Source organism: Pseudomonas sp. RA_5y_Pfl1_P24 (genome assembly GCF_963970945.1).
Lineage (GTDB): Bacteria > Pseudomonadota > Gammaproteobacteria > Pseudomonadales > Pseudomonadaceae > Aquipseudomonas > Aquipseudomonas tritici.
In genome coordinates, this window is record NZ_CAXAOJ010000004.1 from 252,785 (window position 1) to 273,840 (window position 21,056).

General features: G+C 59.6%; 19 protein-coding genes. 8 read left to right on the forward strand and 11 right to left on the reverse strand.

The annotated features are described in order from the left end of the window. Position 1 precedes the first annotated feature (1 nt). Positions 2-1,429, forward strand: a complete 1,428-nt coding sequence (locus AACY30_RS08085; RefSeq protein ID WP_339470241.1) for an ATP-binding protein — start codon at positions 2-4, stop codon at positions 1,427-1,429. Between the two features lie 35 nt (positions 1,430-1,464). Here AACY30_RS08085 and AACY30_RS08090 read toward each other — a convergent pair whose 3' ends face one another. Then, on the reverse strand, positions 1,465-2,394 hold the full coding sequence (locus AACY30_RS08090; RefSeq protein WP_339470095.1) for an AraC family transcriptional regulator: 930 nt from the start codon (positions 2,392-2,394) through the stop codon (positions 1,465-1,467). Positions 2,395-2,721: 327 nt separating this feature from the next. Between AACY30_RS08090 and AACY30_RS08095 the strand changes: the two genes are divergently transcribed. Together AACY30_RS08095 and AACY30_RS08100 are read left to right on the forward strand one after the other, a co-directional pair. Continuing rightward, positions 2,722-3,063, forward strand: a complete 342-nt coding sequence (locus tag AACY30_RS08095; protein ID WP_339417250.1) for an antibiotic biosynthesis monooxygenase family protein — start codon at positions 2,722-2,724, stop codon at positions 3,061-3,063. 41 nt (positions 3,064-3,104) lie between these two features. Next, on the forward strand, positions 3,105-3,350 hold the full coding sequence (locus tag AACY30_RS08100; RefSeq protein WP_339417249.1) for a hypothetical protein: 246 nt from the start codon (positions 3,105-3,107) through the stop codon (positions 3,348-3,350). 37 nt (positions 3,351-3,387) lie between these two features. Here the strand turns inward: AACY30_RS08100 and AACY30_RS08105 are convergent, their stop codons facing one another. Beyond that, positions 3,388-4,020, reverse strand: coding sequence for a flavin reductase family protein (locus tag AACY30_RS08105; protein WP_339470098.1), 633 nt, complete (start codon positions 4,018-4,020; stop codon positions 3,388-3,390). 190 nt (positions 4,021-4,210) lie between these two features. On the opposite strand from AACY30_RS08105, the gene AACY30_RS08110 reads away from it, so the two are divergent. Next, on the forward strand, positions 4,211-4,966 hold the full coding sequence (locus tag AACY30_RS08110) for a COG4705 family protein (RefSeq protein WP_032890866.1): 756 nt from the start codon (positions 4,211-4,213) through the stop codon (positions 4,964-4,966). Positions 4,967-5,021: 55 nt separating this feature from the next. Here the strand turns inward: AACY30_RS08110 and AACY30_RS08115 are convergent, their stop codons facing one another. The 4 genes from AACY30_RS08115 to AACY30_RS08130 all read right to left on the reverse strand — a co-directional run bounded on the left by AACY30_RS08115 (position 5,022) and on the right by AACY30_RS08130 (position 11,376). After that, positions 5,022-6,341: an MFS transporter gene (locus AACY30_RS08115; protein ID WP_339427478.1), complete on the reverse strand. Its 1,320-nt coding sequence runs from the start codon at positions 6,339-6,341 to the stop codon at positions 5,022-5,024. Between the two features lie 268 nt (positions 6,342-6,609). Further along, on the reverse strand, positions 6,610-7,935 hold the full coding sequence (locus AACY30_RS08120) for a sigma-54-dependent transcriptional regulator (protein ID WP_339436020.1): 1,326 nt from the start codon (positions 7,933-7,935) through the stop codon (positions 6,610-6,612). After that, entirely contained in the window at positions 7,929-9,695 is a 1,767-nt protein-coding gene (locus tag AACY30_RS08125; protein ID WP_339540121.1) for an ATP-binding protein, read from the reverse strand. Before AACY30_RS08125 ends, AACY30_RS08120 begins: the two co-directional genes overlap by 7 nt. 157 nt (positions 9,696-9,852) lie before the next feature. Further along, on the reverse strand, positions 9,853-11,376 hold the full coding sequence (locus tag AACY30_RS08130; protein ID WP_339540122.1) for a fumarate hydratase: 1,524 nt from the start codon (positions 11,374-11,376) through the stop codon (positions 9,853-9,855). 215 nt (positions 11,377-11,591) lie between these two features. On the opposite strand from AACY30_RS08130, the gene AACY30_RS08135 reads away from it, so the two are divergent. Together AACY30_RS08135 and AACY30_RS08140 are read left to right on the forward strand one after the other, a co-directional pair. Then, the gene (locus AACY30_RS08135) at positions 11,592-12,524 is read left to right on the forward strand and encodes an iron-sulfur-binding ferredoxin reductase (protein WP_339470100.1); all 933 of its coding nucleotides are present in this window, start codon (positions 11,592-11,594) and stop codon (positions 12,522-12,524) included. A gap of 30 nt (positions 12,525-12,554) precedes the next feature. Beyond that, positions 12,555-13,304, forward strand: coding sequence for an enoyl-CoA hydratase-related protein (locus AACY30_RS08140; RefSeq protein ID WP_339540123.1), 750 nt, complete (start codon positions 12,555-12,557; stop codon positions 13,302-13,304). A 99-nt stretch (positions 13,305-13,403) separates the two neighbouring features. Here the strand turns inward: AACY30_RS08140 and pyk are convergent, their stop codons facing one another. Then, positions 13,404-14,855, reverse strand: coding sequence for a pyruvate kinase (gene pyk / locus AACY30_RS08145; protein WP_339417239.1), 1,452 nt, complete (start codon positions 14,853-14,855; stop codon positions 13,404-13,406). A 173-nt stretch (positions 14,856-15,028) separates the two neighbouring features. On the opposite strand from pyk, the gene AACY30_RS08150 reads away from it, so the two are divergent. Both AACY30_RS08150 and AACY30_RS08155 read left to right on the forward strand, forming a co-directional pair. After that, on the forward strand, positions 15,029-15,403 hold the full coding sequence (locus tag AACY30_RS08150; protein WP_049711727.1) for a hypothetical protein: 375 nt from the start codon (positions 15,029-15,031) through the stop codon (positions 15,401-15,403). A gap of 224 nt (positions 15,404-15,627) precedes the next feature. Next, positions 15,628-15,987: a PilZ domain-containing protein gene (locus AACY30_RS08155; RefSeq protein ID WP_339470102.1), complete on the forward strand. Its 360-nt coding sequence runs from the start codon at positions 15,628-15,630 to the stop codon at positions 15,985-15,987. Between the two features lie 57 nt (positions 15,988-16,044). On the opposite strand, the gene AACY30_RS08160 is transcribed toward AACY30_RS08155, so the two are convergent. From AACY30_RS08160 to AACY30_RS08175, 4 genes are all read right to left on the reverse strand, one after another. Then, positions 16,045-17,376 carry a DUF58 domain-containing protein gene (locus AACY30_RS08160; RefSeq protein WP_339540124.1) on the reverse strand — a complete coding sequence of 444 codons (1,332 nt, stop codon included), beginning with the start codon at positions 17,374-17,376 and terminating at the stop codon, positions 16,045-16,047. A gap of 7 nt (positions 17,377-17,383) precedes the next feature. Continuing rightward, positions 17,384-18,379 carry an AAA family ATPase gene (locus AACY30_RS08165; RefSeq protein ID WP_339436024.1) on the reverse strand — a complete coding sequence of 332 codons (996 nt, stop codon included), beginning with the start codon at positions 18,377-18,379 and terminating at the stop codon, positions 17,384-17,386. Between the two features lie 227 nt (positions 18,380-18,606). Further along, positions 18,607-19,782, reverse strand: a complete 1,176-nt coding sequence (locus AACY30_RS08170) for a restriction endonuclease (RefSeq protein WP_339540125.1) — start codon at positions 19,780-19,782, stop codon at positions 18,607-18,609. 341 nt (positions 19,783-20,123) lie between these two features. Continuing rightward, positions 20,124-21,038 carry an AbiJ-NTD4 domain-containing protein gene (locus tag AACY30_RS08175; protein ID WP_339540126.1) on the reverse strand — a complete coding sequence of 305 codons (915 nt, stop codon included), beginning with the start codon at positions 21,036-21,038 and terminating at the stop codon, positions 20,124-20,126. Positions 21,039-21,056: the final 18 nt, after the last annotated feature.

Sequence of the window (21,056 nt, forward strand, 5' to 3'; positions counted from 1 at the left end):
TGTGCCACGCTCGCTGCTGGGGCGCATGCTGCTACTGACGCTGCTGGCAGTGTTGTTTGCCCAGGCGCTGTCCAGCGTGATCTGGGTGTCGCAGTTGCGCGCCACCCAGCTCGAGGGCCTGGTCACCAGTGCCCGCAGCCTGGCGCATTCGATGACCGCCAGCGTGAGCTACTTCCGTTCGTTGCCGGTGGCGTACCGCCCGTTGGTCCTGGATCAATTGCGCAGCATGGGCGGCACCCGTTTCGTGGTCACCCTCAACGACCGACCGCTGGACATGGAGGTCTTGCCGCAGACCCCGCGCAAGCAGGCCGTGCTGGTGGCCGTGGATGAAGTGCTGCGCCAGACCCTCGGTGCCGACGTGCACATCTCGGTGGAGTTCGTCAGCACCGAAGACCTGCGCATCTTCAACGCCGGCCTGAAACTCGACGAATTGCCGCGCTCCTGGGCGCATTACGCGTTGACCCTGGAACCGGTGAATCCGCCCGTGTTGGTGACCCAGATCCAACTCGCCCCGGGCGAATGGCTGTACATCGCTTCGCTGCTGCCCGAGCCCTACACCAGTCTTGAAGAACAAGGCCTGCCGTCCCAGCAAGTGTGGTTTATCGTGCTGACCAGCGGTTTCCTGCTGCTGTTTATCGGCTTGTTGGTGCACTGGCAGAGTCGGCCCCTCAAACGCCTGGCGAGGGCGGCGCGGGATATGTCCTTGGGGGCTGACGTAGAGCCGGTAGCCGAAGGCGGCGGCAGCGAAGTGGTGGAAGTGGGCCGTGCGTTCAACGCGATGCGCGAACGTATCAGCCGCTACCTGACCGAGCGCAGCCAGTTGTTCAGCGCCATTTCCCATGATTTGCGCACACCGATTACCCGTCTGCGCCTGCGCGTGGAACTGCTTGAGGACGAAAACCTGCAAACCAAATTCGGCCGAGATCTTGATGAATTAGAGTTGCTGGTGAAAGGCGCGCTGCAATGCGTGAAAGACACCGATATTCATGAAAATATCGAGCCGGTGGACCTGAACCACGTGCTCGACTGCCTGGTGGAACCGTACCTGGCGCCGAACGGCAATGGGCGCGTCACCCAGCATGGCCGTGCACTGACCCCTTATCCCGGCAAGCCGCTGGCGCTCAAACGTTGCATCGGCAACCTGATCGACAACGCGTTGAAATACGGGCAGAACGCGCATTTGCACATCGAGGATGATGGCTCGGAGTTCGTTCTGCACGTGGATGACGAGGGGCCTGGGGTTCCGGAGCAGCGGCTGGAGCAAGTGTTTGAACCGCACTTTCGTCTGGCCGGGCACCAGCAGGGTTACGGCTTGGGATTAGGGATTGCGCGCAATATTGCCCACAGCCATGGCGGTGAAGTCAGTTTGCAGAACCTGCGTGAGGGCGGGTTGCGCGTGACTCTTCAACTGCCTCGCGGCCTCGACTGAATAAACGCGGATCCCACACGTTGATCTCCATCCGGTCAGATGCTTTGGCGCAATCTAGCCAAATCCCTCAATGGCGGCGCCCCAAACAACCGGCTGTATTCGCGGCTGAACTGTGACGCGCTCTCATACCCCACGCGATATCCCGCCGCCGACGCCTCGAGCCCCTCGGCAATCATCAACCGCCGCGCTTCCTGCAAGCGCAACTGTTTCTGGTATTGCAACGGGCTCATGGCTGTAATTGCCTTGAAGCGGTGGTGCAGGGTCGAGACGCTCAGGTTCACTTCCCTGGCCAAGTCGTCGATGCGCAGCGGTTGCTCGTAGTTGCTGTTCAACCACTTGATCGCCTGGCTCACTCGGTGGCTCTGGCTGTTGGCCACGGCAATTTCATACAGCCGATAGCCCTGCGGACCCCGTAACAGGCGATAAAGAATTTCCCGATTGATCAGCGGCGCAAGCATGGCGATGTCTTTGGGCGTATCCAGCAACCGCGCCAGGCGCAGCACCGCGTCGAGTAACTGGTTGTCGATGCGGTCGACGTACATGCCGCGGGAGGTCGGGCGCGACGGCACACCCATCGGGCCGGCTTCCGCGATCAGCGCAGTGAGTTGGGCCGGGTCGATGTTGATCCTGATCGACAGGTTGGGGTCTTGCGGCGTGGCCTCCATGATCCGGCCAGCCACCGGCATCGCTACCGAGAACACCAGGTAATTGAGCGGGTCGTAGGCGAACACTTCATCCGCGAGGCGTACTTCCTTGCTGCCGCTGGCCAGAATGCACAGGGCCGGCTCCACCAGTACCGGCATGAAGTCGCGCGGTGCATTGTGGCGGTTCAGGTACAGCGAGGTGATTGCCGTACCGTATGAGCCGTCTTCCCAGGTATGCCGCTGCACAATGCTCGCCAGTTCGGCGCGCTGCTTTTCCATCTCGGCATCGAGGGGGAGGGATCGGGGTTCGGGCGACGGCATGGGGCATCCTCTACAGGCTACTTCAATGGGATCAGCTTAGCGGCGGCTGTGCAAACAGTGTTACGTCGATTCTGCACAATCCTTGCCTGATCCTGCGACACACCGTGAATCAGGCAATCGTGGGGACTGTCATCTCCCTGAAACAAGGCGGTTGCCCTTGGAATAAATGCCGGGGCCAAACGTCCTATCTGCGCTTCTCGCAGGATTGTGCAATAAGCCAGCAGGAATCGACTAACCGCGCCCGCACCTGCGCCGTTATCGTTGATCCTGTGGCAACACGCCCCCACAGTGCTTGCCGAGCATCACTTCTCAACGGGAGAGTCGAACATGTCCACCCCCATTCCCGCGAGCCATATGGCCTTTATCCGCGCCCGCACCGGGTGCAGCACCGAACTCGGTGCACGCTTGAGCAGTTTGATCGAACCGGGCCGCCAGGCTCAGGGTTGCCTGCAATTCTCGTTGCAGCGTTCCCAGGTCGACCCCGATGTCTGGCTGGTCTCGGGCTTTTGGAGCAGCGAGCAGGCGATGAGCGCCTACTTCAATTCTCCGGCCCTGATGATTTTTACCGAGCTGTTGAACGACAGGGTGGTTCGCAGCATGGACTTCCAGACCTTTACCGATGCCTCAGCCGCCAATGCCTATGGCGAGTACCTGCAACTCGCCGGTTAGGGTTTAGAATGGCCGACTTTCCATTGGCCAGGACCTGCAACATGGCACGTAAACAATTTGCTCACCACGAAGCCGTTTCCGCCGTCGTACCCGGAGAAGGTGGCTACAGCGCCGCCGTTGCCGTCAAGGCACTCGATGGCATGGGCGCACCTCGGTTTCACAAGATCCTTGATGGACAGACGTTCAAGACGGCTTCCGATGCTGATGATGCGGCCACTGTGCAATTGGAGCGATTGGTCGATGTCGATGAAGACGGTCAGCTGAGTTGGGCAACTGCCGAAAACTAGAGCGCGCTGCCGCTCCCACATTTAGACCGCAGGCCAATCAGGGTTTTGTGGCACCAGGGCGATACATCTTGAACAGCGCCTCCGGCCCTAGCTGGAAGTAATCTGCCGGCCCGCCGCCACGCAAAATCGGCTCGGCGGCGGCGGTGTCATAGATGCCATCCTTGAGCAGCCACTTGGCGATATGCACCGCGACCACCTCGCCCAGCACCAGCCAGCTCGGCACCAGCGCCTTGTCGGCACGTTGCAGTTGGATGATTTGCGTCACCTTGCACTCGAACGACACCGGGCTCTCGCCCACCCGTGGTACGCCAACGATCTTCGAAGCTACCGGCGTCAATCCGGACAACTCGAATTCGTTTACCTCTGGCGATACGGCGGCGCAGCTCTGGTTCATCTGCTCGGCCAACGGGCGGGTCGCCAGGTTCCACACAAACTCGCCGGTCTGCTCGATGTTGTTCAGGCTGTCTTTGCGTCCGACGCTGGAAAACCCAATGATCGGCGGAATGTAGTTGAACGCATTGAAGAAGCTGTAGGGCGCCAGGTTCAGGCGGCCTGCGCTGTCGTGCGACGAGATCCAGCCGATTGGCCGTGGACCAACGATGGCATTGAATGGGTCATGGGGCAGGCCGTGGCCGATGGCGGGTTCGTAGAAATGGATATCGTCAGACATGAGCCGGGGTTCCTGCTACGCAATTCTGGGAGGCAGTCATAGTGCAGCCCGTGGCAGCGAATTTCCATCAAGCCATGGAATTTTCATTCATCGCCCACCTATTTTTCACAGCGGCCCGTTCAGTCTGCGCTCAAGGTCGACATCCCTATAAGTCGGCCATCGAAAGACTGAGCTTCGGAGCCTTCTACTTATGAATAAACTTCCTCAGATCACCCTGGCGTTCTGGGTCATGAAAATCTGCGCAACCACCTTGGGCGAAACCGCCGGGGACTTGTTGTCGATGACCCTAAATGTCGGTTACGCGATCAGTTCGATGATTTTGATCAGCGTGTTCCTGGTCACCCTGGTGACGCAACTCTGGTCCAAAACCTACAACCCGGTGCTGTATTGGATCGTGATTTTGTCCACCAGTACTGCGGGTACCACGATGTCCGACTTCATGGACCGTACCCTGGGGCTGGGTTACGCCACGGGGTCGATGATCCTGATCGTGATCCTGATGATCATCTTTGCGTTGTGGCACCTCAGCGGTGACTCGCTGAACGTGAACAAGGTGCAGACCTTCCGGGGTGAGTTGTTCTATTGGATGGCGATCCTGTTCTCCAACACCCTGGGCACCGCATTGGGCGACTTCCTGGCGGATGATTCGGGTCTCGGCTTCGCCGGTGGTGCCTTGTTGATTGGCTCGACCATCGCTGCGGTGGTGGCGCTCAAGTACTTCACCCAAATCTCGTCGGTGTTGTTGTTCTGGGTGGCGTTCGTCTTGACCCGGCCGTTTGGTGCAACCCTGGGCGACTTCCTGACCAAGCCCCATGAAAAGGGCGGGCTGGATTTCGGCACCATTGGATCATCGGCGGTATTGGCGGCGGTGTTGGTGGTGATGATTGCCGGGGCGTCGTATGCGCAGCGGCGGTATGGGCGCAACGAGGTGGCGGAACTGTCCTGATTAACTCAGCGATATAAAACCAATGTGGGAGGGGGCTTGCCCCCCTCCCACATGTTTAGTCGGTGGTAATCCGCGAATGCTTGCGCGTGTCTCTCATGGTCAAGTAGACCACCAGCGACACTGCAATACACGCCGTCACATACCAGTAGTAACCGGTTTCCATGCCGATGCTCTTGAACCACAGTGCAATGTATTCAGCGGTACCGCCGAAGATCGACACGGTCAGTGCATAGGGCAGGCCCACACCCAGTGCGCGGATTTCAGTCGGGAACAGCTCGGCCTTCACCACGGCGTTGATCGAGGTGTAACCGCTGACGATGATCAGTGCTGCCATGATCAGGAAGAACGCGCCCCACCAGCTCTGGATGGTGTGCAGGGTGGTGAGGATCGGCACGGTGAACAGGGTGCCGAGGATACCGAAGGCGATCAGGATTGGCCGACGGCCGACTTTATCCGACAGCCCGCCGACGATCGGTTGCAGGCACATGAACAGAAACAGCGTCGCCGCCGAGATGGTGGTGGAGTCGGAAATGCTCATGCCGACGGTGTTCACCAGGTATTTCTGCATGTAGGTGGTGTAGGTGTAGAAGGCCAGGGTGCCGCCCATGGTCAGGCCGACCACGGTCATCAGTTCCTTGGGGTGTCGCATCAAGGTGCGCATCGCGCTTTCCTTGGCTTTTTCCTTCTTGGTGAACGACTCGGTTTCTTCCATGCCGCGACGCAGGTACAGCGCGACGACTGCACACAGGGCGCCGATGGCGAACGGGATACGCCAGCCCCACGCGTACAACTGCTCGGTGGTCAGCACTTGCTGCAGCACGATCAGTACCGCCAGGGCGATGAGCTGGCCCGAGATCAGGGTTACGTACTGGAAGCTGGAGTAGAAACCACGACGTTCCTTGGTCGCCATCTCGCTGAGGTAAGTGGCGGAGGTACCGTATTCGCCCCCGACCGACAGCCCCTGCAGCAAGCGGGCAAACACCAGCAGGATCGGCGCACCGATACCAATCATTTCATAACCCGGGCTCAGGGCAATCAGCAGCGAGCCGAAGCACATCAAGTAGACCGAGGCCATCAGGGCCTTTTTACGCCCGACTTTGTCGGCGTACAGGCCCATCAGCCAGCCACCGATCGGGCGCATCAGGAAGCCGACGGCGAAGATCGCGGCGGTGTTGAGCAGTTGGGCGGTGGTGTCGCCTTTCGGGAAGAAGGCTTTGGCGAAGTACAGCGAGAAAGCGGCGTAGACGTACCAGTCGTACCACTCGACCATGTTGCCGACCGATCCGCTGAAAATCGATTTGATCCGGCTGGAAGTGGTGCGTGCTTTTGCCGGCGCAGCCGCCGACCCCAGAGGCAGGGAGTTGGAGTTATCCATTGAAGGATCCTTCATCTAATTGTTTTTGTGGAGCGTGCTTGAGCACTGCCTGGCTTGGGCTATAGCACGAGCTGTGCCAGGTAGATGAAGGCCCGGAATAGAAGGGTTACAGGGTTTTTTTGAGCGGAAAGTCGCTGATAATTTGCAGGTGATGAGCGGAAATCCGCTTATGGACACCGGCGTCATCGCAGGCCAGCTCCCATATTTTGAATGGTGAACACCGTCAACTGTGGGCGCTGGCCTGCCAGCGATGGCGATCAGAAGGTCGCTAGAGAAACATCTCTCGCACCAACCCATGCCGCTGCATCTTCTCATTCAAGGTTCGCCGGGGCAGTTGCAGCTCGGCCAGCACGGCCTTGATATCGCCCTTGTGCCGCGTCAGCGCAGCCTTCAGGCAATGTGCTTCAAACGCCTCCTGCTGCGCCGCCAACGATTGTCCGGCCTCGACGCCTTCCGGTTCCGGCTCGCCAAGGCCCAGTACCTGGCGCTCGGCAACGTTGGCCAATTCACGCACATTGCCCGGCCAGTCATGGCTGAGCAGGCGCCCCAGTTGCGCACCGCTCAGCGGTTCAACGCGGCGGCCCAGGCGTTCGGCGGCACTCTGTGCAAAGTGGTCGAACAGCAACGGGATATCTTCACGGCGCTCACGCAAGGGCGGTAGGCGCAATTGCGCGACGTTCAATCGGTAGGCCAAGTCTTCGCGAAAGCGCCCGGCGCGGGCCTCTTCCAGCAGGTCCGGCTTGGTGGCGGCGATGATGCGCAGATCCACGTGGATACTTTGGTTGGAGCCCAGTCGCTCGAGCTTCTGTTCCTGCAATACGCGCAGCAGTTTCACCTGCTGGGCCAGCGGCATGCTTTCGATTTCATCGAGGAACAGCGTGCCGCCGTGGGCGTATTCCAGTTTGCCGATGCGCTTGCCCTGGGCGCCGGTGAATGCGCCGCTTTCGTGGCCGAACAACTCGGCCTCGAACAACTGCTCGGGGATCGCCGCGCAGTTGAGTGCCACAAAGGGTTTTTTCGCCCGGGGGCCGAAGTCATGCAGGCAACGGGCAACCCGCTCCTTGCCACTGCCGGTCTCGCCACGGATCAGCACATTGACCGGCAGGCTCGCCAAATCCAGCACCTGGCGGCGTAGGGTTTGCAAACCTCTAGACACGCCTAAAAGGGTCGACTCCAACTGTGCGCGATGATCGGCCTGTTGATGCAGGCGACGGTTTTCCAGGATCAATCCACGCTTGTCCAAGGCGCGGCGCAGGCTGTTGAGCAGGGCGTCGGGGCTGAAGGGTTTTTCCAGGAAGTCGTAGGCACCGTCGCGCATGGCGTCGACGGCCATCGGCACATCGCCGTGGCCGGTCAGCAATATCACCGGCAAATCCGCATCACGGCGCTGCACTTCGGCCAACAGTTCCAGGCCGCTGAGCCCCGGCATACGTACGTCGCTCAGGATCACCCCGGGAAAGTCCTTGGGCAGTTTCGCCAGGCATTCCTCGGCGCGGCTGAACAACTGCACCTCAAACCCAGACAGGCTCAACCACTGCTCGACCGCCTTACGGATACTGGCTTCGTCGTCGACCACAATCACCGCGTTCAACATAGGTCGGGCGTCTCCAGCGCGATAGGCAGGGTCAGGGTGAAAGCCGCGCCGTCGCCACGGTTGGCGGCGATCAGGCGGCCGCCCAGTTCGTGCACGATAGCGTAGGACACTGCCAGCCCCAGGCCGAGCCCGTCACCCACTGGCTTGGTGGTGAAGAACGGGTCGAACACGTTGTTCAGGTGTTCTTCGGCAATCCCGCCGCCGCTGTCGCTGACGGTGAGTTGCCACAGTTGTTCATCGGCGTGCAGGCGGATTTCCAGGCGTTTACGTGGCTTGTCGGCCATGGCGTCGAGCGCGTTGCGCAGCAGGTTGATCAGTACCTGTTCCAGGCGGATTGCATCGCCACGGACCCAGGCGGGGCGTGTCAGGTCCAGCACGACGCCGATGGCTTCATCGCGCAAGCGTGCGTCGAGCAGGTGCAAGGACTGATCGACCACGCTGGCCAAGTCCAGTCGTTCACGCAGGCCGCTCGGGCTTTTGCGCGCGAAGGTCTTGAGGTGGCCGGTGAGCGCGGCCATGCGCGTGAGCATGTCGTCCAGCGGCGTGAGCGCCTTGTAGGCGTCGTCGACGCGGCCGTGATCCAGCAGCAGGCGCAAGGTGGCCAACTGCATGCGCTGGGCGGTCAGCGGCTGATTGATTTCATGGGCGAGGGCGGCGGACATTTGCCCCAGTGCCGCCAATTTGGCCGACTGCACCAGGCCATCCTGGGCAGTGCGTAGCGCCTGGGTGCGTTCTTCCACCAGTTGCTCAAGCTCTTCGCGGCTGCGCTGGCGCAGGCGGGCCAGGCGCCAGCGCTGGGTCAGGAACAGCACCAGGAACACCAGCGCCAGCCAGGAACCGGCGGCGGCGAGGCCAGCGTTGCGCTGGTCCTCAAAAGCGAACTGCGGTTTACGCAGCAGGTGCAGGGTCCAGCCTTCGGCCTTCAGCGGCAGGGATTCCCAGATGTAATTGGCGTTACCGTCCGGACCATTGACGCGCATCAAATGGCTGTTTTCGTCAAAGCGTTGCAGCGTCTGGGTGTCCAACGGCTGCAGGTGTTTTTTGTCGTATTGGCGGGTGGCCTTGAGTTCGGCGAGATCGCTGGCCGACAGCGGCCGCAGGTTGCGATAACGCCAGCCCGGTTGATTGGCGATAAACACGATGCCACGCGCGTCGCTGACCAGCAGCAGGTCATTGCCCTGGGCCCACTCGCGCTCAAGTTCGGGGAACTCCAGCTTGACCACCATGGCGCCGAGAAACTGTTCGTGCTCGTCCACCACGGCGCTGGAGAGAAAGTAACCCGGTATGCCAGTGGTCACGCCGACCGCGTAAAAACGCCCGGTGCCCTGGCTCAGGGTCTGGCTGAAATACGGCCGGAAGGCGTAGTTATGGCCGACATAGCTGCTCGGCAGGCTCCAGTTGCTGGCGGCAACGGCGAGGCCGGTGCGGTCCATCAATTCCAGGGTGGACGATTGCGCGGCACCGTTTATGCGTTCGAGCTTGCGGTTCAGTACGTCCTGAGTTTGAGCATCCACCGGCCTTTTCAAGGCATTGATCATCTCCGAGTCCAGCGCCAGCACAGCCGGGAGCGCTCGGTAGCGTTCGATCAGGGTATGCAGTGAGTTGGCATACAGCGCGAGTTGCTGGTTGGCACGGGCCGCATCCTCCCCCAGAGCCTGGCGTTCGGCATGGCGCGTGGCCAAGGCCGCGGCCAGCACCGCACCGGCGATGATCAGCAAGGAATAGAAGGTCAGGCGCAGGGGGCGAGGGATCACGATCATACGGTGATGAGCAGGCGCAGAAAGGGGAGTGCACCATAGCATGCGCGACGTTAATGTTGTGGCGAGCGGGGCCGGCTCACGGCAGAGAAATCAGCAGGCAATAAAAAGGCGACTGGGCCATGAGCCGCAGTCGCCTTTGTCCCCGCGAAAGAAGCGCTTACTGCACTTCTACCGCCAGGCTTTCACTGATCTTTTTCTGCCAGATGGCAGGACCGGTGATGTGCACGGATTCGCCCTTGCTGTCCACCGCAACGGTGACCGGCATGTCTTTCACGTCGAACTCGTAGATCGCTTCCATGCCCAGTTCGGCGAAGGCGACAACGCGCGACTTCTTGATGGCTTGCGCCACCAGGTAAGCAGCACCGCCAACGGCCATCAGGTACACGGCTTTGTGGTCCTTGATCGCTTCGATGGCGGTCGGGCCGCGCTCGGATTTGCCGATCATGCCCAGCAGGCCGGTTTGCTCGAGGATCTGACGCGTGAACTTGTCCATCCGCGTCGCGGTGGTCGGGCCAGCCGGGCCAACCACTTCTTCGCGCACCGGATCAACCGGGCCAACGTAGTAGATGAAGCGACCCTTGAGGTCCACTGGCAGGGTTTCGCCCTTGTTCAGCATCTCGACCATGCGCTTGTGCGCCGCATCGCGACCGGTGAGCATCTTACCGTTGAGCAACACGGTCTCGCCCGGCTTCCAGCTCTGCACTTCTTCTGGGGTCAGGGTGTCGAGGTTGACGCGACGGGCCGATGGGCCGGCTTCCCAGACGATTTCCGGGTAGGCGTCCAGCGGTGGCGCTTCCAGCGACGCCGGGCCCGAACCGTCGAGCACAAAGTGTGCGTGACGGGTGGCGGCGCAGTTGGGGATCATGCACACCGGCAGCGAGGCGGCGTGGGTCGGGTAGTCCATGATTTTGACGTCGAGCACCGTGGTCAGGCCACCCAGGCCCTGGGCGCCGATGCCCAGTTGGTTGACCTTCTCGAACAGCTCCAGGCGCATCTCTTCGATACGGTTCTGCGGGCCGCGCTTTTTCAGGTCGTGGATGTCGATGGATTCCATCAACACTTCCTTGGCCATCACGGCGGCTTTTTCGGCGGTACCGCCGATGCCAATGCCGAGCATGCCCGGTGGGCACCAGCCGGCACCCATGGTCGGAACGGTCTTCAAGACCCAGTCGACGATCGAGTCGGACGGGTTGAGCATGGCCATTTTCGACTTATTCTCGGAACCGCCACCCTTGGCCGCTACGTCCACTTCCACGGTGTTACCCGGGACGATGGAGTAGTGGATGACCGCCGGGGTGTTGTCCTTGGTGTTCTTACGCGCGCCTGCCGGGTCGGCCAGGATGGATGCACGCAGGACGTTTTCCGGCAGGTTGTAGGCGCGACGCACGCCCTCGTTGATCATGTCGTCCAGGCCCATGGTGGCGCCATCCCAACGTACGTCCATGCCCACGCGCACGAACACGGTAACGATACCGGTGTCCTGGCAGATCGGGCGATGGCCGGTGGCGCACATGCGCGAGTTGATCAGGATCTGGGCGATGGAGTCACGGGCCGCTGGCGATTCTTCGCGCAGGTAGGCTTCGTGCATGGCCTGGATGAAATCAACCGGATGGTAGTAGGAAATGAATTGCAGGGCGTCAGCAACGCTCTGAATCAGGTCGTCTTGCTTGATCACGGTCATGAGTCGCGCTCCTCTATAAGGGAACATTCAATAAGGTGGCTTCAGTGGGGTGCATCGGTCGGCTGAAACCACCTTTCCAAGGCACGCCACTGGTGCAGGCGCGACGCTAAAAAGGCGCGGCAGTATAACCCGACACGGTGGCCGATACACCCGACTATGGTCAAACTGTCGCAGGCATGATTCCCTGTGCGCGCCTCTTATGATGGAGTCCTTATATGCCTGAACTGTACGTCGGCGAACGCCATTGGTCGGTATCCACCGGCAGCAACCTGCTGGATGCCCTGAACCAGGCAGGTGTTGCTGTGCCTTACAGTTGCCGCGCTGGGAGTTGCCATGCCTGCCTGGTGCGTTGCCAAGGTGATGTCGAGGACAAGCAACCCGAGGCCTTGAGCCCGGCGCAACGCCAGGATGGCTGGCGGTTGGCCTGTCAGTGCCAGGTCAGCGGGGATGTGCGGGTCGAGGCGTTTGACCCGACGCGTGAGGGTTTGCCGGCGCAGGTAGTGGGTGCTGATTGGCTGAATCCGAGCGTGCTGCGCCTGCGCCTGCAGTCGGAGCGTGGCCTGCGTTACCGGGCCGGGCAGCACCTGGTGTTGTGGGCGGGGCAGGTGGCACGTCCATATTCCCTGGCGAGCCTGCCACAGGAAGATCCCTTTCTGGAGTTTCACCTTGACTGCTGCCACCCCGGCGAATTCAGCGATCTTGCCCGGCAGTTGCAGATTGGCGATCACCTGCGCCTGGGCGAACTGCGTGGCGGTGCGCTGCAATACGACCCCGACTGGCAATCCCGACCGCTGTGGCTGCTGGCCTCCGGCACAGGGTTAGGGCCGTTGTGGGGCGTGTTGCGCGAGGCGCTGCGCCAGGATCACCAGGGCGCCATCCGCGTGATTCACCTGGCCCATGATGCTCAAGGCCATTATCTCGCCGAACCCTTGGCGGCGTTGGCTGCGCAGCATCCCAACCTCACGGTGGAGCTGTGGACGGCGGCCGGGTCGGCACAGGCATTGGCGCAACTGCGGCTTGTTTCGCGGCAAACGCTGGCTCTACTCTGCGGTCACCCCGTCAGCGTCGAGGCCTTTTCCAAGCGCCTGTTCCTGGCGGGACTGCCGCGTAATCAACTGCTGGCCGATGTGTTCCTGCCCCGTGGTTGAGCGCTGAACTCCACAGCCGCGAGATCTGCCATGACTGACGCCCTCCTGCAGCACCGCGAACGCGGGCTGCTGATCCTGCAGCTCAATCGTCCCGAGAAGAAAAATGCGCTGACTCGGGCCATGTATACCCAATTGGCCGAGGCGCTCGAGCAGGCCGATGCGGATGTGGATATCCGCTGCGTGCTGATCCAGGGCAGCAGTGAGTGTTTCACTGCGGGCAACGACATCGGCGACTTTCTCGAACAGCCGCCCAGCGACCTCGACAGCCCACCGTTTCATTTCATGAAGAGCCTGCTCAACTGCCGCAAGCCGGTGATCGCCGCGGTAGCAGGTGCAGCGGTGGGTATCGGTACAACCCTGCTGCTGCATTGCGACCTTGTGTATGTCAGCCGTGATGCACGATTGCGGATGCCGTTCGTCAACCTGGGGCTGTGTCCGGAGTTTGGTTCGAGCCTGATCCTGCCGAGGTTGTTGGGTCACGCCAAGGCGGCTGAGTTATTGCTGCTGGGCGAGGGCTTCAGCGGCGAGCAGGCGGCGGCGTGGGGGATTGCCACCGAGGCGTTGGGTAGCGGCGAGGCGGCGTTGGCCAGGGCGCGGGAAATGGCCGAGCGCTTTGAGACATTGGCGCCGGGAGCGGTGCAGGTGACCAAGCAACTCATGAAGAGTGTGGATCGCGAGCAATTGCGGCAGGTGATTGAGGAGGAGGGCGCGTTGTTTACCCAGCGGTTGAGGTCGCCGGAGGCGATTGCTGCGTTGTCGGCTTTCATTTCTCGGCGCTGATGATGTATGGCTAGGCCATTGAAGCCAATACAAAAACCAATCTGAAAAACAAAAGCCCCGCCATTCACATGGCGGGGCTTTTGTTTTTCAGCGCGTCACTCAGACCATTGGGTCGCCAACGTGCAGGATCTTCATGCCGTTGGTGCCACCGATGGTGTGGTAGCTGTCGCCCTTGGTCAGGATGACCCAGTCGCCTTTCTCCACGACGCCGCGCTTGATCAGCTCGTCGATGGCCGCCTGGCTGACTTCATGCGGTGGCAACGAAGCCGGGTCGAACGGGACGGTGTACACGCCACGGAACATGGCCGCGCGGGCCTGGGTTTCGCGGTGCGGGGAGAACGCATAGATCGGTACCGAGGAACGGATGCGCGACATGATCAGCGGCGTATAGCCACTTTCGGTCAAGGCGATGATCGCCTTCACACCCGGGAAGTGGTTGGCGGTGTACATGGCCGCCAGGGCGATACTCTGGTCGCAGCTTTCGAACTCTTTGCCAATGCGGTGGCTGGAGGTCTTGCTGGTCGGGTGCTTTTCGGCGCCGAGGCAGATACGCGCCATGGCTTGCACCGCTTCCAGCGGATACGGGCCAGCGGCACTTTCAGCTGAGAGCATCACCGCATCGGTGTAGTCGAGCACGGCGTTGGCTACGTCGGACACTTCGGCGCGGGTCGGCATCGGGTTCTGGATCATCGACTCCATCATCTGGGTCGCTACGATCACCGCTTTGTTGTGGCGGCGTGCGTGCAGGATGATCTTCTTCTGGATACCGATCAGCTCAGCGTCACCGATTTCCACGCCCAGGTCGCCACGCGCAACCATCACCGCGTCGGAAGCCTTGATCAGGCCGTCGAGGGTTTCGTCGTTGGCCACAGCTTCGGCGCGTTCGATCTTCGCCACCAGCCAGGCAGTACCGCCGGCTTCGTCGCGCAGTTTACGGGCGTATTCCATGTCGGCGGCGTCGCGCGGGAAGGACACCGCGAGGTAGTCCACTTCCATTTCGGCGGCGAGCTTGATGTCGGCCTTGTCTTTTTCCGTCAGGGCCGGCGCCGTCAGGCCACCACCGCGACGGTTGATGCCTTTGTGGTCAGACAGCGGACCACCGATCAACACGACGCAATGCAGCTCAGTCGGGGTCGCGGTTTCGACGCGCATCACAACACGACCGTCGTCCAGCAGCAGTTCGTCACCGACGCCGCAGTCCTTGACCAGGTCCGGGTAGTCGATACCCACGACTTGCTGGTTGCCTTCGGTCAGCGGATGGCTGGTGGAGAACGTGAAGTTGTCACCGATCTTCAGCTCGATCCGCTTGTTGGCGAATTTGGCGATACGGATTTTCGGGCCTTGCAGGTCACCCAGCAGTGCCACGAAGCGGCCGTGCTTGGCGGCCAGGTCACGCACCAGCTTGGCGCGAGCCTTGTGCTCGTCTGGGGTGCCGTGGGAAAAGTTCAGACGGGCGACGTCCAAGCCAGCCAGAATCAGCTGTTCGAGGACTTCCGGCGAGTTGCTGGCCGGGCCAAGGGTGGCGACGATTTTGGTGCGACGGACGGACATGCACAGACTCCTGAGTTCAAGCGCTGAGGAAGGCTACTATGCTCTTTCGTTGTAGTCATTGTTCGTTTGCACTACTTATCGACGATTGACTTGTTTTCGTTGCGGCTGAATACGAACATCCTTGAAGATTTTCGACGATGGGTCGATACACTGCACAAGACAGGAGAACCCTCATGCGAATTTTGCTCATTGCTGCCCTGGCCGTCAGTGTTGTCGGCTGCACCCGTTGGTCGATGGATCACCATTTGAACAATGCCTACCGCGCCTACAAGGTCGGTGATTGTGAGCGTGTCACCCTGGAATTGTCCCAGGTCGACCGCGAAAGTCGTACCCGGCGTTATGTACAGCCGGAGGTCTCGATGTTGCGCGGCCAATGCCTGGAACGGCAAAAGCTGTTTGTCGACGCGGTACAGACTTATCAATTCATCATTAATCAGTACCCGTCGAGTGAGTACGCCTACCGTGCTCGCGCGAGGCTCGACACCTTGCAACAACTTGGGCATTACCCCGGAGCCCGCGTCGCTCAGCCGCGTCCAGCCTCCCTTTGATGATATTCGTCATTTCATAACTGGCCTGCTGCAAGTCTTGAGCTATTCTTTGAATGTTCGTTTGTACAAGTTTCCATTCGAACGAATCAAGGGTCCGGACTCGGCGGCCGTCCATCGGCAACTATTGCCTGTTGTCGCACCGAGATCCAGGGAGAGCGAGCGGTTTTTCTCGCACCGAATCACTGGCACGGCCGCAGTCATGGCCATTGGATGGCGATCTCACCATGTTTACCGACCGACGGATTGAGCGGCATCAGCTACCTTACTTTCTGCAAGTGTTTAACCGTCTCACCGATAAGCCCATCGGCTTCTTGGGCAATGTCTCGGAAGGTGGGCTGATGTTAATCAGCCAATTGCCCATGATGGTCGACGTGGACTTCGAGCTGCGGTTGAAGATTCCCAGTGCTGACGGCACCTTCCATCCAATCGATCTGACGGCAACCTGCCTGTGGAGCCACGAGGATATTAACCCGCAGCAGTACGATTCAGGTTTCAGCGTGCTCCACGCTCCTGAGGAATATGGGCAACTGATCAACGTGTTGCTGCACTACTTCAGTTTTGATCCCTTGCAGGCTTCGGCCTAGACACAGTGCATTTTCTATCCGGTTTTTTGGGGGGCCTGCCGTGTGCGCGTGCTCTTTTCAGAGCGCACCCGCTTTCTTCCAGCCCAGGTAACGTGTCACCAGGGCCGGTCCCAGTTCACACGGCAAGGTGTCCAATACGGATAGGCCTTGGGCGGCGAGGCGGTCATGCAATTCGTCGCGGGTATTCAGGTAGTCGATGGTGCCGCTGTAGGCCAAGGCTTCAGGCAAGGTTTGCACGGGCGCCTGGCGCACTTGATCGAGTACTTCCTCGCGCAAACTGGCGACCAGCACCCTGTGCTGACGGCTGATACGCTTGACTGCAGTCAGCAGTGCCTCATCGTCCTCATCGCGCAGGTTGGTCACCACGATTACCAACGCGCGCCGCTTTTGTCGAGTCAGCAAATCACTTGCCGCGGTCTGGTAATCGGCAGTCCGTCGGGTGGTCTCGAGGTCGTACACGGCGTTGAGCAACAGGTTCAGCTGGCCGCTGCCCTTGACCGGTGCCAGGTAGCGTGGCGGGTCACCGGCAAAGGTGCACAGGCCCACCGCATCACCCTGGCGCAAGGCAACGTAGCTGAGCAACAGACAGGCATTGAGGGCGTGGTCAAAATGCGACAGCTCGCCATCCTGGCTACGCATGCGTCGTCCACAATCAAGCATGAACACGATCTGTTGGTCGCGCTCATCCTGGTATTCACGGGCGATGGGCGTGCGCTGTCGGGCGGTGGCCTTCCAATCGATCTGCCTTAGGCTGTCACCGTCGCGAAACTCGCGCAGTTGATGAAACGCCTGCCCCAATCCACGTCGTTGACGTTGACGCACACCCAGTTGGCTCAGCCAGTTGTCCACCCCCAGCAATTGCGCGCCGTACAGTCGGGCGAAATCCGGGTAGACACGTGTGGCATCGCTCACATCGATAAGTCGCCGCGCCGACCACAGGCCCATGGGGCTGGGCAGGTGAATTTCACAGCAACTGAAACTGAAATGCCCGCGCCGCAAAGGGCGAAGGCGGTAACCCAGCTCACTGCTTTCACCCGGGCGCAGCGCTATGGACTGGGGCAGGTTCTCGACACTCAATCCATCGGGGACATGATCGAATACCTGCACCGTCAGCGGCTGTGGGAAGTCATGCTCCAAAGCCAGCCGTACTTCGCCCCACCGTCCCAGCGCCAGGCTGCCGGGCAGCTGTCGTTGCACACGGGGGGATGGACGCCGACGCATGCGTATCGCATCCAGCGTAGCCAGCAGCAACAGTGCGAGGAGCAACCCCCATGCGATTGAGTGCAAGGTGTCGGGCACCTTGAACTGCAATGCTGTTGCGGTGCCTAGCAATATGCCCAAGGCCAGCAATACGCCGAGCCAGTTCAGCAGCAGACGGGTCGGTTTCATGGGCGAGTCATTGCCGAGGCGCCGGAATCTGATCGAGCATTTGCTTGAGCACCTGGTCGACCTCCAGCCCGTCGATGTCCAACTCTGGCGCTATACGCACCCGATGACGCAGTACGGCCAAGGCGCATCCCTTGATGTCGTCCGGGGTGACGAATTCACCACCGCGCAACAGGGCGCGAGCACGCGCGCAACGCACCAGGGCGATGGAGGCCCGCGGCCCGGCGCCGATGGTCAGCCCCGGCCAACTACGAGTGGTGCGCGCCAGGCGCACGGCATAGTCGAGCACCTGTTCATCCAGGGCCAATTCACTGGCAAACCGCTGCAGTTGCAGCACGTCCTCGGCCTGCAACACGGTGCGCAATGGGTGTACATCCAGCATGTCGGCCCGGGACGAGCGCGTTACTTCGCGCACCATATCCAGCTCCTGCTGCGCGTCGGGATAATCCATGCGCACCTTGAGCATAAAACGATCCAGTTCCGCTTCCGGTAAGGGGTAGGTGCCTTCCTGTTCGATGGGGTTCTGGGTCGCCAGTACCATGAACGGTTGGCCGATAGGCAGCGCCTCGCCTTCAAGGGTGACTTGCCGTTCCTGCATGGCCTCAAGCAAGGCCGCCTGGGTCTTGGCCGGGGCGCGGTTGATTTCGTCGGCCAGCAACAAGTGGGTGAACACCGGGCCTTTGCGCAATTTGAATTGCTCGGTGTGCAGGTCATATACGGCGTGGCCGGTGACATCGCTGGGCATCAGGTCCGGGGTGAACTGGATACGCGCGAAATCGCCATCAAAGCAACGTGCGAGGGCGCGTACCAGCAGGGTTTTGCCCAGCCCAGGCACCCCTTCGAGCAGCACGTGGCCACCGGCGATCAGTGCAGTCAGGACATCGTCGATCACCTGGTCCTGGCCAATCACCGCCTTGCGCAATTCAGTGCGCAGAGCCTGGGCTTGCCCGCTGGCACGTTGCAAGGTTTCGCTGGTCAGGGCAGTGGCGCTTGGAATTTCGCTCATAACTTCCGGAGCCTTGTTAACTGTTACATATGTTTTATCGTCCATAAATCAATTGGTTACCTAATCTAACTTTTTTCGTATTTTTTATGCACGGAACGATTGAGTAACGGCCCATCCCGCACAGTCGTAATTCTATGGTAACCGCTGAAGACACAAGCCGCGTGAGCGCAAATTTTTCTGTGTGCCGGCATCGGCGAACTGTCTGTTATGCTTCTTGAATCACTTGCCTAATCCCAATGGTCGAATCCAACTGGCCTGCCTTTCCAAGCTGAAAATAGCGTTCGCTGCCCCCAATACCTTACTTCCCCTCGTTCTTCAGTCCGTGTTGCACGGAACACTGTGTCTCGGTATTCAGAGACTTCAGCTCCTTGATTCAAAACTGGCATGACCTGCCCCATTTGAATGTCTCCGGATATCCGGACACTGGGTATGTGCGCTAGCAGAGCGGACGTTCGCGACTCACGCAATACGACGCAAAAGCTCGGATAACGCCGATCGCCAACAACCAGACGAGGATCTACTCCTCGACTTTGGATTCCTTGAAGCAGGGGTAAAAGCTCTTGAGCGGCGAGAGCACGATTACGGGCCATAGTCATTTCTTGCGCCGATTCATGGCACCACTGTGTCAGATTGCTGGCATCTGCCAAGATGAGCCTTGAGCCCGCCTGCTCGGCGAAACGACGCACGCCAGGTAGATAGCGCGATGAAGTAATAAATAGGCCGCGACTAGCCTTATGACGGTCTACATGAGCTGAAAGGGCAGCAACCGCATCAAGCTTGATCGGATTCCCGGCTGCGTAACGCTTCACCTGTACCAGTGTGAGCAGGTCTCCAATCGGATCTCGTTGCCAAATACGTAGGTCTACACCCTCATCCCCAGAACCCGGTCCGAGCTCTGTTTTCCAGCCTCTAGCGGCGAAGATGCTGCTGATGAGCGTTTCAAACTCGCGAGGCGTAAGCCGATGAAAGTCTTGCGCGTTCGTCGCAAAATGAGCGTAGAGGTCACCACTGACATCCGCCGTGTCTGCCTCAACCAAACGGCATATCCATTTCCAGCGTGCCACTCGATAGGCTGCTTGAGCAAGATCACTATCGTCATCGATTAAATAGTATCCCCATGTGCATGACTCATGACATTCCAAATACACGCCGGCTGACTCAAGTGTACGACCTAGCTCCTGTGCCTCCTTGTGGTCCCACTCGAGTACAGTATTTATCGGACTCTCCGCACAAAGAAGAAGTAGTGCCCCACCAGGCCAAGGTTCGTCATCATAGTGAACTATAGGGTCCGTATGGCAGGCGTCGTACCAAATATCATGGCGCTTAGCCCACTCAATCGTAATGCTTGTGATCTGAGCGACCAACTGATGAACAGCAGCTTCCGAAGCCATCTGGATATCCATTGCCGTTTTTCCGTCTGTAAACCGAGCTTAACGATGTGGTTAGCTGCAAAAGGGAATACGCCATCGCTTCTCAATGGGTTAGGGGCGTCGTATCACCTAACACTGTTATTAGTCTTCTTCGTAAAATAGGTCGTCAAGAATATTCTGAGGTACGTTGAAAATACCCACAAATCCTCCAGCCAGGAATTCATCATGCCTAGATAAAGCTCTCAACCGTGTAGGACGCCAGTGGTTGGGGTAAAGCTTTTACTCTTCCATACGGGCTTGGGTCCGAAGAAATTTTCGAACGCCGGCTTTACCACATAGAGCATGTTTCAGATTAACCCCGGTCGCGTGCGACATTAGGTAGGGGCGTTCTTGCGAATGACTAATTCAAGCATCGCAAATAGGCGGTGAAACAAATAGTCCACGTGCTGGACATCAATCACTGGCTCCTGTCCGACCTCATGATGACGCAACAAGTAACTATTGGCGATCGCAGTAAGCTCGCGAGCCTCTTTTTCGAGCAGTGCGCGAAACCCTTTTTCGGTTGCACAGTTGTCTAGGATGATAGTAATCGACTTCGCCTTATCCGTATGGGCGAGAGACTTCACTCGCTCCCAAGAATCGAAGAGTCGCTCTAGCGCCTCGCGGCGGATCAAAGGGTTGGGATCAGAGAACTTGATACGGCTCTCTTCCAGCATGACGTCCAGGGTTGAATCACCGGTCCGGAGGTAGGGCCGTGACAAGGCCTCACCAATCAAAGCGGGCAATACACGCCGGACTTTACCGTCGGACTTGAGCTCGTAGGCAAGGCCATTACGTGCGAGAACCCGGTTCACATCCTCGCGAAATGTATTACGTCCAACTTCTTCATCAAAGGTGAGATGATGATGCCGATGATAGCTGTGGTAAGAGCCGGTGATGGGTTGAGCTACTGTGCGCCACACAAACTCTACGAGATCTAGAGCAATCAAAGTGTCTGGATGCCATGGTTCGCTCTTGTGGAAGAACATGTCATCTTCGATCTTATGCTCAGTCGGCAGCGGCCAAGTTAAACCGTCGAGTTCAGCTTCAATGGCTCTTCTCAGGGATAGATCGTTGTTACCACATATGTCGGTTCCATCAGGGCATCGCTCTGGGAAGCTACGTCCAAATGCCCCCTGCTGGGCAAGCACATCTACAATTGTGACGATGCCAACCCATGCGACCTGCCCTATTTTTTGTTCCGTTCTAGGGCGGGGGCCTCGCTCACGATCACTGAAGTAGTCAGCCATTAGCTCATCCTTGTTTGC

Coding starts and splice junctions, on each gene's coding strand:
- AACY30_RS08140 (WP_339540123.1), top strand. CDS start 12,555: ATGACTGACGCCCTCCTGCAGCACCGCGAACGCGGGCTGCTGATCCTG.
- AACY30_RS08160 (WP_339540124.1), bottom strand. CDS start 17,376: ATGAAACCGACCCGTCTGCTGCTGAACTGGCTCGGCGTATTGCTGGCC.
- AACY30_RS08175 (WP_339540126.1), bottom strand. CDS start 21,038: ATGGCTGACTACTTCAGTGATCGTGAGCGAGGCCCCCGCCCTAGAACG.
- AACY30_RS08130 (WP_339540122.1), bottom strand. CDS start 11,376: ATGACCGTGATCAAGCAAGACGACCTGATTCAGAGCGTTGCTGACGCC.
- AACY30_RS08155 (WP_339470102.1), top strand. CDS start 15,628: ATGTTTACCGACCGACGGATTGAGCGGCATCAGCTACCTTACTTTCTG.
- AACY30_RS08090 (WP_339470095.1), bottom strand. CDS start 2,394: ATGCCGTCGCCCGAACCCCGATCCCTCCCCCTCGATGCCGAGATGGAA.
- AACY30_RS08165 (WP_339436024.1), bottom strand. CDS start 18,379: ATGAGCGAAATTCCAAGCGCCACTGCCCTGACCAGCGAAACCTTGCAA.
- AACY30_RS08105 (WP_339470098.1), bottom strand. CDS start 4,020: ATGTCTGACGATATCCATTTCTACGAACCCGCCATCGGCCACGGCCTG.
- AACY30_RS08125 (WP_339540121.1), bottom strand. CDS start 9,695: ATGATCGTGATCCCTCGCCCCCTGCGCCTGACCTTCTATTCCTTGCTG.
- AACY30_RS08115 (WP_339427478.1), bottom strand. CDS start 6,341: ATGGATAACTCCAACTCCCTGCCTCTGGGGTCGGCGGCTGCGCCGGCA.
- AACY30_RS08100 (WP_339417249.1), top strand. CDS start 3,105: ATGGCACGTAAACAATTTGCTCACCACGAAGCCGTTTCCGCCGTCGTA.
- AACY30_RS08110 (WP_032890866.1), top strand. CDS start 4,211: ATGAATAAACTTCCTCAGATCACCCTGGCGTTCTGGGTCATGAAAATC.
- AACY30_RS08135 (WP_339470100.1), top strand. CDS start 11,592: ATGCCTGAACTGTACGTCGGCGAACGCCATTGGTCGGTATCCACCGGC.
- AACY30_RS08095 (WP_339417250.1), top strand. CDS start 2,722: ATGTCCACCCCCATTCCCGCGAGCCATATGGCCTTTATCCGCGCCCGC.
- AACY30_RS08170 (WP_339540125.1), bottom strand. CDS start 19,782: ATGGATATCCAGATGGCTTCGGAAGCTGCTGTTCATCAGTTGGTCGCT.
- AACY30_RS08150 (WP_049711727.1), top strand. CDS start 15,029: ATGCGAATTTTGCTCATTGCTGCCCTGGCCGTCAGTGTTGTCGGCTGC.
- pyk (WP_339417239.1), bottom strand. CDS start 14,855: ATGTCCGTCCGTCGCACCAAAATCGTCGCCACCCTTGGCCCGGCCAGC.
- AACY30_RS08120 (WP_339436020.1), bottom strand. CDS start 7,935: ATGTTGAACGCGGTGATTGTGGTCGACGACGAAGCCAGTATCCGTAAG.